The 12,599-nt window shown below is 35.3% G+C and carries 14 protein-coding genes; 9 read left to right on the top strand and 5 right to left on the bottom strand.

The window, feature by feature from the left end:
- Positions 1 to 29: 29 nt before the first annotated feature.
- Positions 30 to 767 carry a tRNA pseudouridine(38-40) synthase TruA gene (truA, locus tag ACUXEY_RS15055; RefSeq protein WP_461301003.1) on the top strand — a complete coding sequence of 246 codons (738 nt, stop codon included), beginning with the start codon at positions 30 to 32 and terminating at the stop codon, positions 765 to 767.
- Between the two features lie 52 nt (positions 768 to 819).
- On the opposite strand, the gene ACUXEY_RS15050 is transcribed toward truA, so the two are convergent.
- Together ACUXEY_RS15050 and ACUXEY_RS15045 are read right to left on the bottom strand one after the other, a co-directional pair.
- Positions 820 to 1,017 (bottom strand): hypothetical protein, encoded by a 198-nt coding sequence (locus ACUXEY_RS15050; protein ID WP_461301002.1) that lies wholly within the window; start codon positions 1,015 to 1,017, stop codon positions 820 to 822.
- 149 nt (positions 1,018 to 1,166) lie between these two features.
- Complete coding sequence (locus ACUXEY_RS15045) at positions 1,167 to 2,570, bottom strand: sigma-54 interaction domain-containing protein (RefSeq protein ID WP_461301001.1); 1,404 nt, start codon at positions 2,568 to 2,570, stop codon at positions 1,167 to 1,169.
- 274 nt (positions 2,571 to 2,844) lie between these two features.
- Here ACUXEY_RS15045 and ACUXEY_RS15040 point away from each other — a divergent pair, with 274 nt between their 5' ends.
- The 3 genes from ACUXEY_RS15040 (at position 2,845) to ACUXEY_RS15030 (ending at position 5,972) form a co-directional block, all read left to right on the top strand.
- Complete coding sequence (locus ACUXEY_RS15040) at positions 2,845 to 3,099, top strand: biotin/lipoyl-containing protein (protein WP_000859483.1); 255 nt, start codon at positions 2,845 to 2,847, stop codon at positions 3,097 to 3,099.
- Between the two features lie 81 nt (positions 3,100 to 3,180).
- Positions 3,181 to 4,602, top strand: a complete 1,422-nt coding sequence (locus tag ACUXEY_RS15035; protein WP_429602216.1) for an amino acid permease — start codon at positions 3,181 to 3,183, stop codon at positions 4,600 to 4,602.
- 95 nt (positions 4,603 to 4,697) lie between these two features.
- Positions 4,698 to 5,972 (top strand): acetylornithine deacetylase, encoded by a 1,275-nt coding sequence (locus tag ACUXEY_RS15030; RefSeq protein WP_461301000.1) that lies wholly within the window; start codon positions 4,698 to 4,700, stop codon positions 5,970 to 5,972.
- A 99-nt stretch (positions 5,973 to 6,071) separates the two neighbouring features.
- Here ACUXEY_RS15030 and ACUXEY_RS15025 read toward each other — a convergent pair whose 3' ends face one another.
- The gene (locus ACUXEY_RS15025) at positions 6,072 to 6,725 is read right to left on the bottom strand and encodes a helix-turn-helix domain-containing protein (protein WP_461300999.1); all 654 of its coding nucleotides are present in this window, start codon (positions 6,723 to 6,725) and stop codon (positions 6,072 to 6,074) included.
- A 130-nt stretch (positions 6,726 to 6,855) separates the two neighbouring features.
- Here ACUXEY_RS15025 and ytaF point away from each other — a divergent pair, with 130 nt between their 5' ends.
- Together ytaF and ACUXEY_RS15015 are read left to right on the top strand one after the other, a co-directional pair.
- A complete protein-coding gene (ytaF, locus tag ACUXEY_RS15020; RefSeq protein ID WP_461300998.1) occupies positions 6,856 to 7,467 on the top strand; it encodes a sporulation membrane protein YtaF in 612 nt (203 codons plus the stop codon).
- Positions 7,468 to 7,582: 115 nt separating this feature from the next.
- Positions 7,583 to 7,741: a hypothetical protein gene (locus tag ACUXEY_RS15015; protein ID WP_166703518.1), complete on the top strand. Its 159-nt coding sequence runs from the start codon at positions 7,583 to 7,585 to the stop codon at positions 7,739 to 7,741.
- A gap of 21 nt (positions 7,742 to 7,762) precedes the next feature.
- On the opposite strand, the gene ACUXEY_RS15010 is transcribed toward ACUXEY_RS15015, so the two are convergent.
- Positions 7,763 to 8,104 carry a DUF3969 family protein gene (locus ACUXEY_RS15010; RefSeq protein WP_000766602.1) on the bottom strand — a complete coding sequence of 114 codons (342 nt, stop codon included), beginning with the start codon at positions 8,102 to 8,104 and terminating at the stop codon, positions 7,763 to 7,765.
- Positions 8,105 to 8,278: 174 nt separating this feature from the next.
- The gene (glsA, locus tag ACUXEY_RS15005) at positions 8,279 to 9,208 is read right to left on the bottom strand and encodes a glutaminase A (protein ID WP_001149853.1); all 930 of its coding nucleotides are present in this window, start codon (positions 9,206 to 9,208) and stop codon (positions 8,279 to 8,281) included.
- Between the two features lie 69 nt (positions 9,209 to 9,277).
- On the opposite strand from glsA, the gene ACUXEY_RS15000 reads away from it, so the two are divergent.
- From ACUXEY_RS15000 to ACUXEY_RS14990, 3 genes are all read left to right on the top strand, one after another.
- Entirely contained in the window at positions 9,278 to 9,391 is a 114-nt protein-coding gene (locus ACUXEY_RS15000) for a transcriptional regulator (protein WP_347878480.1), read from the top strand.
- A gap of 141 nt (positions 9,392 to 9,532) precedes the next feature.
- Entirely contained in the window at positions 9,533 to 11,026 is a 1,494-nt protein-coding gene (gene nagE, locus ACUXEY_RS14995) for an N-acetylglucosamine-specific PTS transporter subunit IIBC (RefSeq protein WP_166703516.1), read from the top strand.
- Positions 11,027 to 11,277: 251 nt separating this feature from the next.
- Entirely contained in the window at positions 11,278 to 12,519 is a 1,242-nt protein-coding gene (locus ACUXEY_RS14990) for a serine hydrolase domain-containing protein (protein WP_461300997.1), read from the top strand.
- Positions 12,520 to 12,599: the final 80 nt, after the last annotated feature.

The following is a 12,599-nucleotide window of genomic DNA, read 5'->3' as shown; positions in this document are numbered from 1 at the left end:
AGGGAATATTTTCTATGAAGGAGAATGAAATGTACAATTATAAATTAACGATTCAGTATGACGGTGCACGTTTTAAAGGATGGCAACGTCTCGGTAATAACGATAATACGATTCAAGGGAAAATTGAAAGTGTCATCTCTGAAATGGTCGGAAAAGAAATTGAAATTATCGGTTGTAGTAGAACAGACGCTGGTGTACATGCATTGAATCAAGTTGCTAACTTTCAAAGTGATGAGAAGTTAGTGGAACATAAAGTGAAAAAATATTTAAATCAATATTTACCAAATGATATTAGTATTACGAATGTAGAAGAAGTACATGATCGCTTCCATGCTCGTTACAATTCTAAAGCAAAAACATATCTGTATAAAATTTGGAATGAAGAGCACACAAATCCATTTATGCGTAAATATAGCATGCATGTGAATAAAAAATTAAATGTGAAAAGCATGAAAGAAGCTGCGAAACATTTAGTTGGTTCACATGACTTTACTGCCTTTTCAAATGCAAAATCAAAGAAAAAGTCTATGGTTCGAGAAGTATATACACTTGAAGTGATGGAAGATGCAGGATTCGTACAAATTAGAGTAAGTGGTAACGGATTCCTTCATAACATGGTGCGAAAAATTGTTGGAGCATTAATTGAAGTTGGATTAGGACAATTAGATGCAGAAGCAATTCCACACATTTTAGAGTCGAAACAACGTAATCAAATTAATTGCCTTGCTGAGGCGAGTGGTTTGTATTTGGAGAATGTTGAGTTTTAATAGTAATAAAAAAATCGAGCTGTGTAGGCTCGATTTTTTTTATGGTTTGGAGTTAAGAAGATCTTTCTCTCTTCATACGTATCTTCAAATTCCAAAAAGCAGCAAGCATAATAGCTGCAAAAGAGCCGCTAATTGTTGCTAATAGTTTTGCATAAGGATAGGCGTTTATATCAACTAGTAACATCATACATACAATGGTAGGGAAGAAGGCTAAGTATTGTAATAACTTTAATTTGTTATCATTACTCATATATATCGTTCCTTTCTAGTATGTTATATGTTTATTATAGCATATTTTACCAAATGTTTATTTGTACTTTAAAGCAGATTTCTGCTATATGAATAAGCAATAAAAGTCGAATAGGTGAGAGTTAGTAATCGACTCATTCAAGTTTCATTTCATATGTGTAAATGCAGTTTTTTAATTCGATATTGTAAGTTTTGCCTACTTAACCCCAAAAACTTTGCAGCTTGTGAAATATTACCGTGATACTCTTTCAGAATTTGAGTGATGTAGTTTTTTTCCATTTCTTCTATTGTGTGCTTTAACGTTTTAGGTGTATCAGTATCGTTATTAGTTAGGAGAGGTTGCATATTGAATTCCTTTTTTATTCGTTCGCGAAAGCGAGTGGGAAGATGAAACGCTGTAATGATGTTTTCATCTTCAACTAAATTCATTGAACCTTCAATGATATGTTCCAATTCTCTTACGTTTCCAGGCCAATCATATACATACAAAAATTCTCTTACATGCACATCTACATCTGTTACACTAAGTCCAAATTGAATGTTGTATTTTTCGATAAAGTGCTGAACAAGAGCCGGAATATCCTCTTTTCGTTCACGTAAAGGCGGAAGACATAAAGTAACGACGCTTAATCGATAATATAAGTCTTCTCGTAATCGATTGTGTGTAATAGCTTCAAGAGGGTCTTCATTAATAGTTGCTATAATACGAACATCAATTTCTTTTTCTTGTGTGCCTCCGATTCTTCGTATTGTTTTTTCTTGTATAGCTCGCAGTAACTTCGCTTGAAGTGCTGTACTTAATGAGTTGATCTCATCTAATAACAAAGTTCCTCCGTTCGCTTCTTCAAATAAACCAGCTTTATCGATAGCTCCTGTAAATGCACCTCGGTTCGTACCAAATAATAAGCTTTCTATGAGTGTATCAGGTATAGCGGCACAGTTTTGTGAAATAAATGGTTTGCCTGAACGCTGACTTTCGTTATGGATACTTTGTGCAAATAGTTCTTTACCGGTCCCTGTTTCCCCTACGAGAAGTATGGAGGAGGATGTACGAATGACTCTTTTAGCTTCTGTAATGACAGATTGAATAGCACTAGAATCACCGATTATGTGATCAAAGGTAAACTTATTATTTTGTTTTCGAGAAAGGCTTGTTTTCATTGTTTGTTTGGAATGGTTAATCTCTGTTGAAATTTCAATCGCACCTTTAATTTTTCCGTTTTTTATTATAGGAAAAGTATTATTAATCGTTGTAATTTCTTGCCCTTTATTGTTAAAATACGTTTGTTTTATATTTTTGTTTGTTTTTCCTAATTTTAATGCCTCTATAAGAGTACTATTTTTATTTTCTTCAAATGCAAATACTTCTAAAGGACTTTTATATAATACATCTGAGCGTTCCATTGATTCAATTTCCATCATTTTGCGGTTGTAGATAATCGTTTTACTTTCCTCATTAATAATATGAATCCCGATATCGAGCTCATTGAGTAAAGTTTCATATAGCATATTCATTTCAACGATCTGTTTTAAATTAATTTCTTCTGTACGCATAGATTATCTTCTCCTCATTTCACCCTATGAAGACTGACTTTTTATAATTTTATTAAAATTCTTATAAAACCGCAAAATTTTTTTGCTATTTTTCTTTTAAAACTTCTTACATGATAGAAAAATTTTGCGGTTATGAAGATTTTTTTGTTAGGAACCTTCATTTTAAGTAGGAATTGAAGATTGGTACGCATTTTGCATAAATAAGAGTTGAAATCTCTAAAGGAGGGATATGCAACGTTTCAGTACCAATTAATAAGAAGGAGGAGTTTATAAAGTGAAGACGGTCATAGAAGGCGTGTATAGTCCTTGTTACGGGAAAGTAGAGAAGTTATTTGTTGCGGAAAGTTCTTACGTATACGAGTGGGAGAAATTAGCGTTAATTGAAACAATAGATAAACAGAAAGTAGAAATTAAGGTAGGAATCAGTGGGTATATCGAATCATTAGAAGTAGTAGAAGGACAAGCTATCGCTGATAAAAAGCTATTAATAACAGTGAGGGATGATCTTTTAATAACAGGTAGTGATTAATACTATGTATTTTGCTCTTTTTAATAATTATTCTTATTATGAACATTTTTAAAAACGCTTACATGAAATGGGGGGATTTATATGATGGATCAAAACCAAGGGTTAAAAAGAGAATTGAAAAGTAGGCACATATTTATGATTGCACTTGGAGGAGTTATTGGTACCGGTCTTTTTTTAGGATCTGGGTATACAATTCATGAAGCTGGGCCTGGAGGAGCAATTGTAGCGTATCTTGTTGGAGGATTTGTTATGTATTTAACGATGCTCTGTCTCGGAGAGTTAGCTGTTGCGATGCCTGATGCAGGATCTTATCAAACGTATGCTACAAAGCACATTTCCCCTGCAGCGGGTTATGTAGTCGGATGGATGTCGTGGCTAAACTGGTCTGCTACGATAGGTATTGAACTAATTGCAGTTAGTATTTTAATGAAACGATGGTTTCCTGATGTACCGTCATGGATTTGGTGTGTAGTGTTTGCGGTGCTTCTCTTTGCTATCAATGCGTTATCTTCAAGAAGTTTTGCAGAAGTTGAATTTTGGTTTGCAAGTATTAAAGTAATTACAATTATTGCATTTATTATTTTGGGCGGGGCAGCAATGTTTGGTTTTCTAGATATGAAAGGAAATGAACCAGCACCGATGTTCTCTAGCTTTACTGATTATGGTGGATTGTTTCCAAATGGACTATCAGCTATTTTAATTACGATGATTGCAGTTAATTTTTCCTTCCAAGGAACGGAACTAGTTGGTATTGCAGCTGGAGAGAGTGAAAATCCAGAGAAAACGATCCCGAAGGCAATTAATAATACAGTTTGGCGTATACTTGTGTTCTTTGTATTATCTATTTTCATTCTTGCGGGACTATTCCCTTGGCAGCAAGCGGGAGTAATAGAAAGTCCATTCGTAGTTGTATTTGATAAAATTGGTATTCCTTATGCAGCCGATATTATAAATTTCGTTATTATTACAGCAGTATTATCCGTTGCGAATTCAGGATTATATGCAACTTCTCGTATGCTATGGTCTATGTCTAATCAAGGAATGATTAGTCCGATTTTTGGTAAGTTATCTAAAAATGGTGTTCCTATTTATGCATTGATTGTAAGTACGATTGTAGGGTGCCTTTCATTACTATCAGGTATTTATGCGGAAGATACAGTTTATTTATGGCTGCTTTCTATTGCCGGGTTCGGGGCGATATTAGTTTGGGCATCTATTGCTCTATCTAACTTATTAGCTAGAAGGTCATATGTGAAGCAGGGCGGGGATGTGAAGGACTTGAAATTTAAGACACCGCTGTATCCATTCGTACCACTGCTTGCGTTAGTATTAAATGTAACAGTAATTGTTGGTATGGCCTTTATTCCAGAACAAAGAATGGCATTGTATTGTGGTATTCCATTTATGATTGTTTGTTTACTGTTTTACCGTGCGACAAGAAATAAGGCACGTAAGGTAGAACATATTGAAAAGACAAAGACAACAGAAATAGAGAGTTTATAATAGTGATTAATTTGGAGACTGTAAAATTGTAAACAGTCTCTTTTTTTGTGAAAATAAAGCTGGAAACATACTATGTATGCAAAGGGGAATTAGCGATGAATCAAGAGGTTTCACAGCTGTTAAAACAAATAGATTTAAGGAAAGAGGAATTACTAGAACTTACAAAAACATTAATTCGTTTTGAAACACCAGCACCGCCGGCGAGAAATACAAATGAGGCGCAACAATTTGTTGCCCATTTTCTAAGAAAACGAAATTTTAGTGTTGATAAATGGGATGTATATCCGAATGACCCGAACGTTGTTGGGGTGAAAAAAGGAATAGAAAGTGACACGCATAAAAGTCTTATTATTAACGGACATATGGATGTAGCTGAAGTTTCAGCAGATGAGGCGTGGGAAACGAATCCGTTTGAGCCGTTTATAAAGGATGGTTGGTTAGTCGGGCGTGGTGCGGCAGATATGAAAGGTGGACTGGCTGGAGCGCTATTTGCTATTCAGCTTTTACAAGAAGCTGGCATTGAATTACCTGGAGATTTAATTTTTCAATCCGTAATTGGGGAAGAAGTTGGAGAGGCAGGTACACTTCAATGCTGCAGGCGAGGTTATGATGCTGATTTTGCAGTCGTAGTGGATACGAGTGATTTACATATGCAAGGACAGGGCGGCGTAATTACTGGATGGATTACTGTGAAAAGCCCCGAGACGTTTCATGATGCAACACGCAGACAAATGATCCATGCTGGAGGACGTTTATTCGGGGCGAGTGCGATTGAAAAAATGATGAAAATTGTGCAAAGTTTACAAGAGTTAGAGCGTCATTGGGCAGTTATGAAAACATATGAAGGCTATCCATCTGGAACAACAACGATTAATCCAGCTGTTATTGAAGGCGGACGGCATGCAGCGTTTATTGCGGATGAGTGCCGATTATGGATAACGGTGCACTTTTATCCGAATGAAACACATGAACAAATAATAAAAGAAATTGAAGAGTATATTGGGAAAGTAGCGGCTGCTGATCCATGGTTAAGTGAAAATCCACCACAATTTAAGTGGGGCGGAGAATCAATGATTGTGGATCGTGGCGAAATTTTCCCTTCTTTAGAAGTAGATAGTGAACATGCAGCTGTAAAAACGCTTAGCTCAGTACACGAATCAATTCTATCTAAAAATGCAATTTTAGATATGTCTGCAACGGTAACAGACGGTGGTTGGTTTAGTGAATTTCATATTCCAGCTGTTATTTACGGACCAGGTACATTAGAAGAAGCTCATTCAATAAATGAGAAAGTTGAAGTAGAACAGCTAATCGAATTTACAAAAGTAATAACGGCATTTATATACGAATGGTGTCATACAAAAAAATAGATTAGTATGTTGAAATCGTACAGGTATGTATACTTGTACGATTTTTTTGTGAACTATTTCAGAGGTAAATAGAAACAACTGAAATAGTTCTATATTTTTCTATGTCTTTCGTTTTAATTCAATTAATTTCTCTTTCGCTAATTCAACAGCAATTGCATCATCTAAATAGCCAATCGGAAAGAGATAATCGGGGATAATGTCTGTTGATAAAATGAAATACAATAATGCGCCTCCGAGAACCGCACGTTCCTCGTTTGAAATAGTCTCATTGCAAAATTGTTGATACATATCTGTTAATTGTTCAATAAAAGGGCCAGCGCTATCAATTTGTTCTAATTTACTCGCGAAACTTTCATGAATACGCTTTTCACCTTCAGCTGTTTGAGCATAGCGTTCATAGTTTTTAAGTTCTTGTTTTACGCGAGTTGTTGTGTAGTCGAAGTCAAATAAGTTAGAGGATTGCAGCGTTTGCTGGATTGTATCAAGAGATGTGTACATATCCGTTTTTTCTTTATTAATGTGAGGAGAATCAGGATACATTTCATCAAATAATAATTGGGGCGGAACTTGCAAACATTCTGCAAATTTTTGTAGATGTTTTTGTTTTGGTGGTTGTTTACCATTCATAATTCTTGAGATTGTTGCGGGATCAATATTTGTAAGCATTCCGAGTTGGCGCATAGATAAGGCACGTTCTTTTAAAAGTTTTTTTATTAATGTACTAAGCCGCTCATTTGGATTTTCTTTAGGCATAGTGAAGGCACTCCTTTTTTATTGTTGAAAAAATGTTGAGCATTTATTACATGTATATGAAACAGACAGGCACAGTTGCTCAACATTTTCATAAGATACATTGAAAAGTGAGAAAAAGGGGTGGCTATTTATGAGTACGGCAGGTCTATTTTCAATTTTTTTAATTGGGATTGCTTCTAATTTAGATAATGCAGGTGTCGGGATTGCATATGGCATTCGTAAAATTCGAATTTCGGGGCTTAACAATTTTATCATCGCATTTTTTGGTTTTTTATTTACTTTATTAGCTGGCTTTTTTGGGAACTGGCTTGCGTTATTTATTTCAGAGTTTACTGCAAACTTGATTGGAGCAATCGTTTTAGGGATAATCGGGGTGTTTATTTTGTACCAGCCTTTCTTGGGGCAAAGAAATACCGTAAGCTCTAAAGATGGTAATGTACTTATGGGGATTTTACGTGATCCAGAAAAAGCAGATTTTGATGGTTCTAAAACAATTAGTTTTTCAGAAGCAATTGTTTTAGGAGTTGCATTATCTATTAATAATATTGCGGGTGGATTTGATGCTGGGGTAACAAACTTGAATCTGTGGCTTACAGCAACTATTTCTGGGGTGTTTAGTTTTATTTGTATTAGTGGGTTTGCGTATGTAGGAAAACGATTTTTAGCAGCATACTTAGGGAAATGGGCTACTATTATTGCGGGAGTTTTATTAATTCTTATTGGGATTGATCAGTTGTTGTAAGGAGAACAGAAAACAATGTTCGAGTATTTCCTTGGAAATATGGCAAAGGATTGCATATATCGACGTACTTTTCTCCATACTAATACGGATTTCTTTTAAAGAAAGGGGGATCCGTATGGGACGAGGAAAAGCATTTGATCATAAGAAAAAAGGGCATGACCATCAACCGCCTAAAGGTGCGTTCGTTCATAAAGATGTAAATGAACATACTTTAGAAGAGGAAGAGCTACCAGTAAATATTGAGACGTATAAAAATAGTTTGAAAAAACATTAAAAGCACCTACATAGGTGCTTTTTAGCGTATATCTTCAATGAGTTGTTCAGATTCTTCGTGCATGCTGTATTCACTTAAAACTTGAATGCAAAGCCACTTTAATTCTTCAATCGTATGTTCAAGTTCTTCAGGAAGTACATGATGAATGTCTTCAAGTCCCATTCCGAAATGAATAAGTTCAAGTACTTGATCATCGATGTTCCGATCCATTAGCAGTTCAAGTACTTCTAAATTGAATATGTATCGGTGAGCTTCATCGAGTGAAACCACTTTTAACTTCAAGCTTTCTACAATACTCAATATAAAAAGAAGAATTGTTTTTTCAAGAACAGGCTGTTTCTCCATCTGAAATATTAGTTTCATCCTTCACACCTCCACATATAGCGCTAGGTTGTACTATACTATTCAGGGTGGGGGAGCAAATATGCATAATATAGAGAAACTTTCAGTACGGTTTTTGTAAGGGATTGGTGGCTGATAAAGTTAAGGTTTTTATGGAATAAAAAAATCCTGCTAGTATAGCAGGATAACTCTCAATTAAAAAATACTCCAACCTTCTTGAGCAGAAAGAAGTTCAAGGATTTTAAAACCAGCGATACTATTTCCGTTTGCATCTAGAGCTGGTCCGAAAATACCAATTCCCATTTCTCCTTTTACGCAGCCAAAAATACCACCAGCTACACCACTTTTTGCAGGGATACCAACGCGAATCGCAAATTCGCCAGACTCGTTATACATACCGCATGTAACCATAAATGTTTTACAAATTTTTGTAATATGTTTAGGGATAATTTGTTTTTTCTTATATGGATCATAGCCATCCATCGCAAAAATTAAGCCGATACGTGCTAAATCGATACAGTTTACTTCAACTGCACATTGACGAGTGTATAAATCCATAAGTTCTTCGATGTCACAATCGATAATTCCGTTTTGTTTCATATAGTAGCAAAGTGAACGGTTTAAGTAAGCTGTCTCTAATTCTGAATTGGCAACTTTAGAAGAATAATTAATAGTAGGATTATCTGTTATTTCACGTACGAAATGAAGGATACGCTCCATTTTTTCTTCATTATCTTTTCCTGCTAACATGCTTGTAATAGCTAGTGCCCCTGCATTAATCATTGGATTAAGTGGTTTAGAAGGGCTTGTCGTTTCTAACTTAATAATAGAATTAAATGGATCACCAGTTGGTTCCATTCCAACTTTAGAAAATACATATTCTTCACCACGATCTAAAAGGGCAAGTGCAAGTGTAATTACTTTTGAAATACTTTGAAGAGTAAATAGTGTTTGTGAGTTGCCAGCATGGATGTATTCTGTTTCTTTATGGAAAATGGCAATCCCTAAATCATCTGGATTTGCATTTCCTAGTTCGGGGATATAAGTAGCAAGCTTTCCTTTTTTTGTATATGGTTTTACTTGTTCTAACAACTGTTGTAAGTTGTTTGTTTCAATGCACTGCATAGTACCAACGCTCCTATTTCGAATTAACTAAGTTTACTTTTCCCGATATGCTCGGAAATAAATAATAACATGAAAAAGTGGAATGATAAAACGAAAGTTACATGTTCTATAGCAGGTCTTTCGTTTCGAGTATTCTCTAGTGAAAAAGGAGAATTTTCCTTTTATATAACAGTTTGGAAATAGGAGATTTATCCATAAAAAATTCGAAAATAAAAACTACACATCTATACAACTATATGTTATTATGGTTATGTAAATAGAAAGCGTTTTCTAAGGCGTACTTATAATGATAACGATTTCATAAATTTGATAGGGGGAATTAAAATGTTGCAGTTTCTACAACGTATTGGTAAAGCGTTAATGCTTCCAATCGCCGTACTACCAGCAGCAGGATTATTGCTTCGTTTAGGACAAGAAGACGTATTTAACATTCCTGTTATGGCACAGGCCGGTGCAGCAATTTTTGATAATTTAGCACTTATTTTTGCAATTGGTGTTGCAATCGGTTTGTCTATTGACGGTAGTGGAGCAGCTGGACTTGCCGGAGCAATCGGATATCTTGTTTTACAAAATACAACGAATGCTCTAAGTAAGACATATTCAGCAGCAGAGTTAAATGATAAATTAAAAAGTGTTCAAGATTTAGTCGGTTCAGTGGATCCAACTAAATTAGCAGATACAATGACAAAGGTTTCAAAAGCAGCGGCGTTAACGCCGAAAATTAATATGGCCATACTCGGTGGTATTATTGCAGGGGTTGTTGCTGGGTTACTATACAACAAATTCCATAAGATTAAACTACCAGAATGGTTAGGATTCTTTGCAGGAAAACGTTTCGTACCAATCATTACTTCAATCGTAATGCTTCTTTTAGGATTAGTATTCGGTCAAATTTGGCCAACGATTCAAAGTGGTATTGATGCAGTAGCACACGGTATCGTGAACTTAGGTTCAGTTGGTGCTGGTTTATTCGGATTATTAAACCGCTTATTAATTCCAATCGGTTTACACCACGTAATGAACACATACTTCTGGTTCGTACTTGGTGACTTTACAAATGCAGCTGGCGATATCGTTCATGGTGATATTGCACGCTTCTTTGCAAAAGACCCATCAGCAGGTATGTTCATGACTGGTTTCTTCCCAATCATGATGTTCGGTTTACCAGCAGCATGTTTCGCAATGATTGCAGCTGCTAAACCAGAAAAACGTAAAATGGTTACAGGTATGTTAGGTGGTCTAGCATTAACTTCATTCTTAACTGGTATTACAGAACCAATTGAATTCTCATTCATGTTCTTATCACCAGTATTATATGGAATTCATGCTGTATTAACAGGTCTGTCTCTATTCATTACAACAACACTTGGCATTCACGATGGTTTCTCATTTAGTGCCGGGGCAATCGATTACTTCTTAAACTTCGGTATTGCAACAAAACCATTGTTACTAGCAGGAATCGGTTTAATTTACGCAGCAATTTACTTTGTAGTATTCTACTTCTTAATTAAGAAGTTCGACCTAAAAACTCCTGGTCGTGAAGACGAAGAGGAGCTAGCTGAAGGGGAAGAAGCTCCAGTTGCAGGTTCAATTGGTGAAACTTACGTAGCAGCTTTAGGTGGAAAAGAAAACTTAACAGTTATTGATAACTGTGCAACACGTCTACGCTTACAAGTGAAAGATGCTGGTCAAGTAAACGAAGCAGCATTAAAACGTGCTGGTGCAAAAGGTGTTATGAAATTAAGTAATACGAGTGTCCAAGTTATCGTAGGTACAAATGTTGAATCTGTTGCCGATGATATGAAAAAACACGTATAAATAATGAGATAAGAGGATATCCGAAAAGATTGATGACATCAATTTTTTAGAGGATATCCTCTTTTTTGTTAACAATTTAACAGCAATCTTACTTTTGTAAATTTTCTTTTTCTTTTTTATACATATGGGTTGGTAATATGTGCAGTGCGTGATAAAGTAGGGATGACATAGAATGGAGTATCCATAATCTACTAAAAAAAATCTTTAGTAGAGGGAGTAAATTATTGTTGAGTAAGGGGAAAAAAGCAATCATGGATCAGGAAAAAAATAATGCGAATGGGAAAGCACGTCGGCCGATTGTATACATAAAAAGAACAATCATTCTCGTCTTACTATTTTCAGTTGTATATTTCATGTATACAAAAATTGTTGCGGATAATAAGAAAGAAGAAACTTTAAAAGCAGCAGCAGAAATGAAGAAACAAGAAGAGCTAAAAAAGAAAGAAGAAAAACAGAAGCAAGAAGCACAAAAACAAAAAGAGCAGGAAGAACAAGTGAAGCAAGCGCAAGCTGTGGAGAAGCCTGCTGAGGGACCACCTCAAGAAATTAATGAAAACGCTCAATTAGATCAATATTTACAAAACGCAGGATTTAGCGGGACAGCTGTTATTGTGAAGAACGGAAAAGTTCTTTTGAATAAAGGATACGGTATGGCGAACAAAGAGAAACAAGTGCCGAATAATTCAGAGACAACTTTTTATATTGGATCTATTTCAAAGGCATTTGTAGCAACTACTATTATGCAATTAAAAGATCAAAATAAGTTGAACGTAGAGGATACGGTTGCAAAGTATATTCCAGATTTCCCTCGAGGTAATGGTATTCAGTTAAAACATTTACTAACACATACATCAGGGATTCCAGAGTATGAACAGGGAACAGAGGATATTTCTCATGAGGAATTGATAAAACGAATAGGAAAACAAAAGCGTGTTGGGAGTCCGGGAGAGAAATGGAAATATTCCGATTCGAACTATTCGATACTTGCCTACATCGCTGAGAAGGTAAGTGGACAACCGTTAGAAGAATATATTAAACAACATATTTTTGCTACTGCGGGTATGAAACATTCTGGTTTCGGTAAAGCGTTAGAGCAAACAAGGTTTCCATCGACAGGTTATAAAATAGTAAATAACAATATGACAACACCGAATATTCCAAGTATGTCACAACTATATGGTTGTGGTGATATATATACAAGTGCACATGATTTATATTTATTTAATGAAGCACTCTTCTCTGGAAAGTTAATTTCAAAAGAGAGCTATGATCAAATGTTTACAGGCGGAAAAAAAGATTACGGATTTGGATGGTACGTAGACCCGGGAAGTTATTCGAATCACGGTGTAATGCCAGGATGGAATTGCTTAAATGGATTTAGTAAAAACGGAAGTGTGTATGTTGTTTTATTATCTAATATCCAAAACAATATTAAATCGTTTGGTAAAGTGAATAATGACATTTATACGATGTTGCGAAATGTTGAAGTGTAAGAGACTATCCTATTGGATAGTCTTTTTTATGCGATTAAAAAAGATTGTTTCCTTGAAAAATGTATGTCTTACCTATCACA

The organism is Bacillus sp. F9_6S_D1_P_5 (genome assembly GCF_054823925.1).
This window is presented reverse-complemented; position numbering and strand designations above follow the sequence as displayed.

Excerpts from the sequence above, each read along its gene's own strand:
- truA (WP_461301003.1), top strand. The coding sequence starts at position 30 with ATGTACAATTATAAATTAACGATTCAGTATGACGGTGCACGTTTTAAA.
- ACUXEY_RS15050 (WP_461301002.1), bottom strand. The coding sequence starts at position 1,017 with ATGAGTAATGATAACAAATTAAAGTTATTACAATACTTAGCCTTCTTC.
- ACUXEY_RS15045 (WP_461301001.1), bottom strand. The coding sequence starts at position 2,570 with ATGCGTACAGAAGAAATTAATTTAAAACAGATCGTTGAAATGAATATG.
- ACUXEY_RS15035 (WP_429602216.1), top strand. The coding sequence starts at position 3,181 with ATGATGGATCAAAACCAAGGGTTAAAAAGAGAATTGAAAAGTAGGCAC.
- ACUXEY_RS15030 (WP_461301000.1), top strand. The coding sequence starts at position 4,698 with ATGAATCAAGAGGTTTCACAGCTGTTAAAACAAATAGATTTAAGGAAA.
- ACUXEY_RS15025 (WP_461300999.1), bottom strand. The coding sequence starts at position 6,725 with ATGCCTAAAGAAAATCCAAATGAGCGGCTTAGTACATTAATAAAAAAA.
- ytaF (WP_461300998.1), top strand. The coding sequence starts at position 6,856 with ATGAGTACGGCAGGTCTATTTTCAATTTTTTTAATTGGGATTGCTTCT.
- ACUXEY_RS15015 (WP_166703518.1), top strand. The coding sequence starts at position 7,583 with ATGGGACGAGGAAAAGCATTTGATCATAAGAAAAAAGGGCATGACCAT.
- ACUXEY_RS15010 (WP_000766602.1), bottom strand. The coding sequence starts at position 8,104 with ATGAAACTAATATTTCAGATGGAGAAACAGCCTGTTCTTGAAAAAACA.
- glsA (WP_001149853.1), bottom strand. The coding sequence starts at position 9,208 with ATGCAGTGCATTGAAACAAACAACTTACAACAGTTGTTAGAACAAGTA.
- ACUXEY_RS15000 (WP_347878480.1), top strand. The coding sequence starts at position 9,278 with ATGAAAAAGTGGAATGATAAAACGAAAGTTACATGTTCTATAGCAGGT.
- nagE (WP_166703516.1), top strand. The coding sequence starts at position 9,533 with ATGTTGCAGTTTCTACAACGTATTGGTAAAGCGTTAATGCTTCCAATC.
- ACUXEY_RS14990 (WP_461300997.1), top strand. The coding sequence starts at position 11,278 with ATGGATCAGGAAAAAAATAATGCGAATGGGAAAGCACGTCGGCCGATT.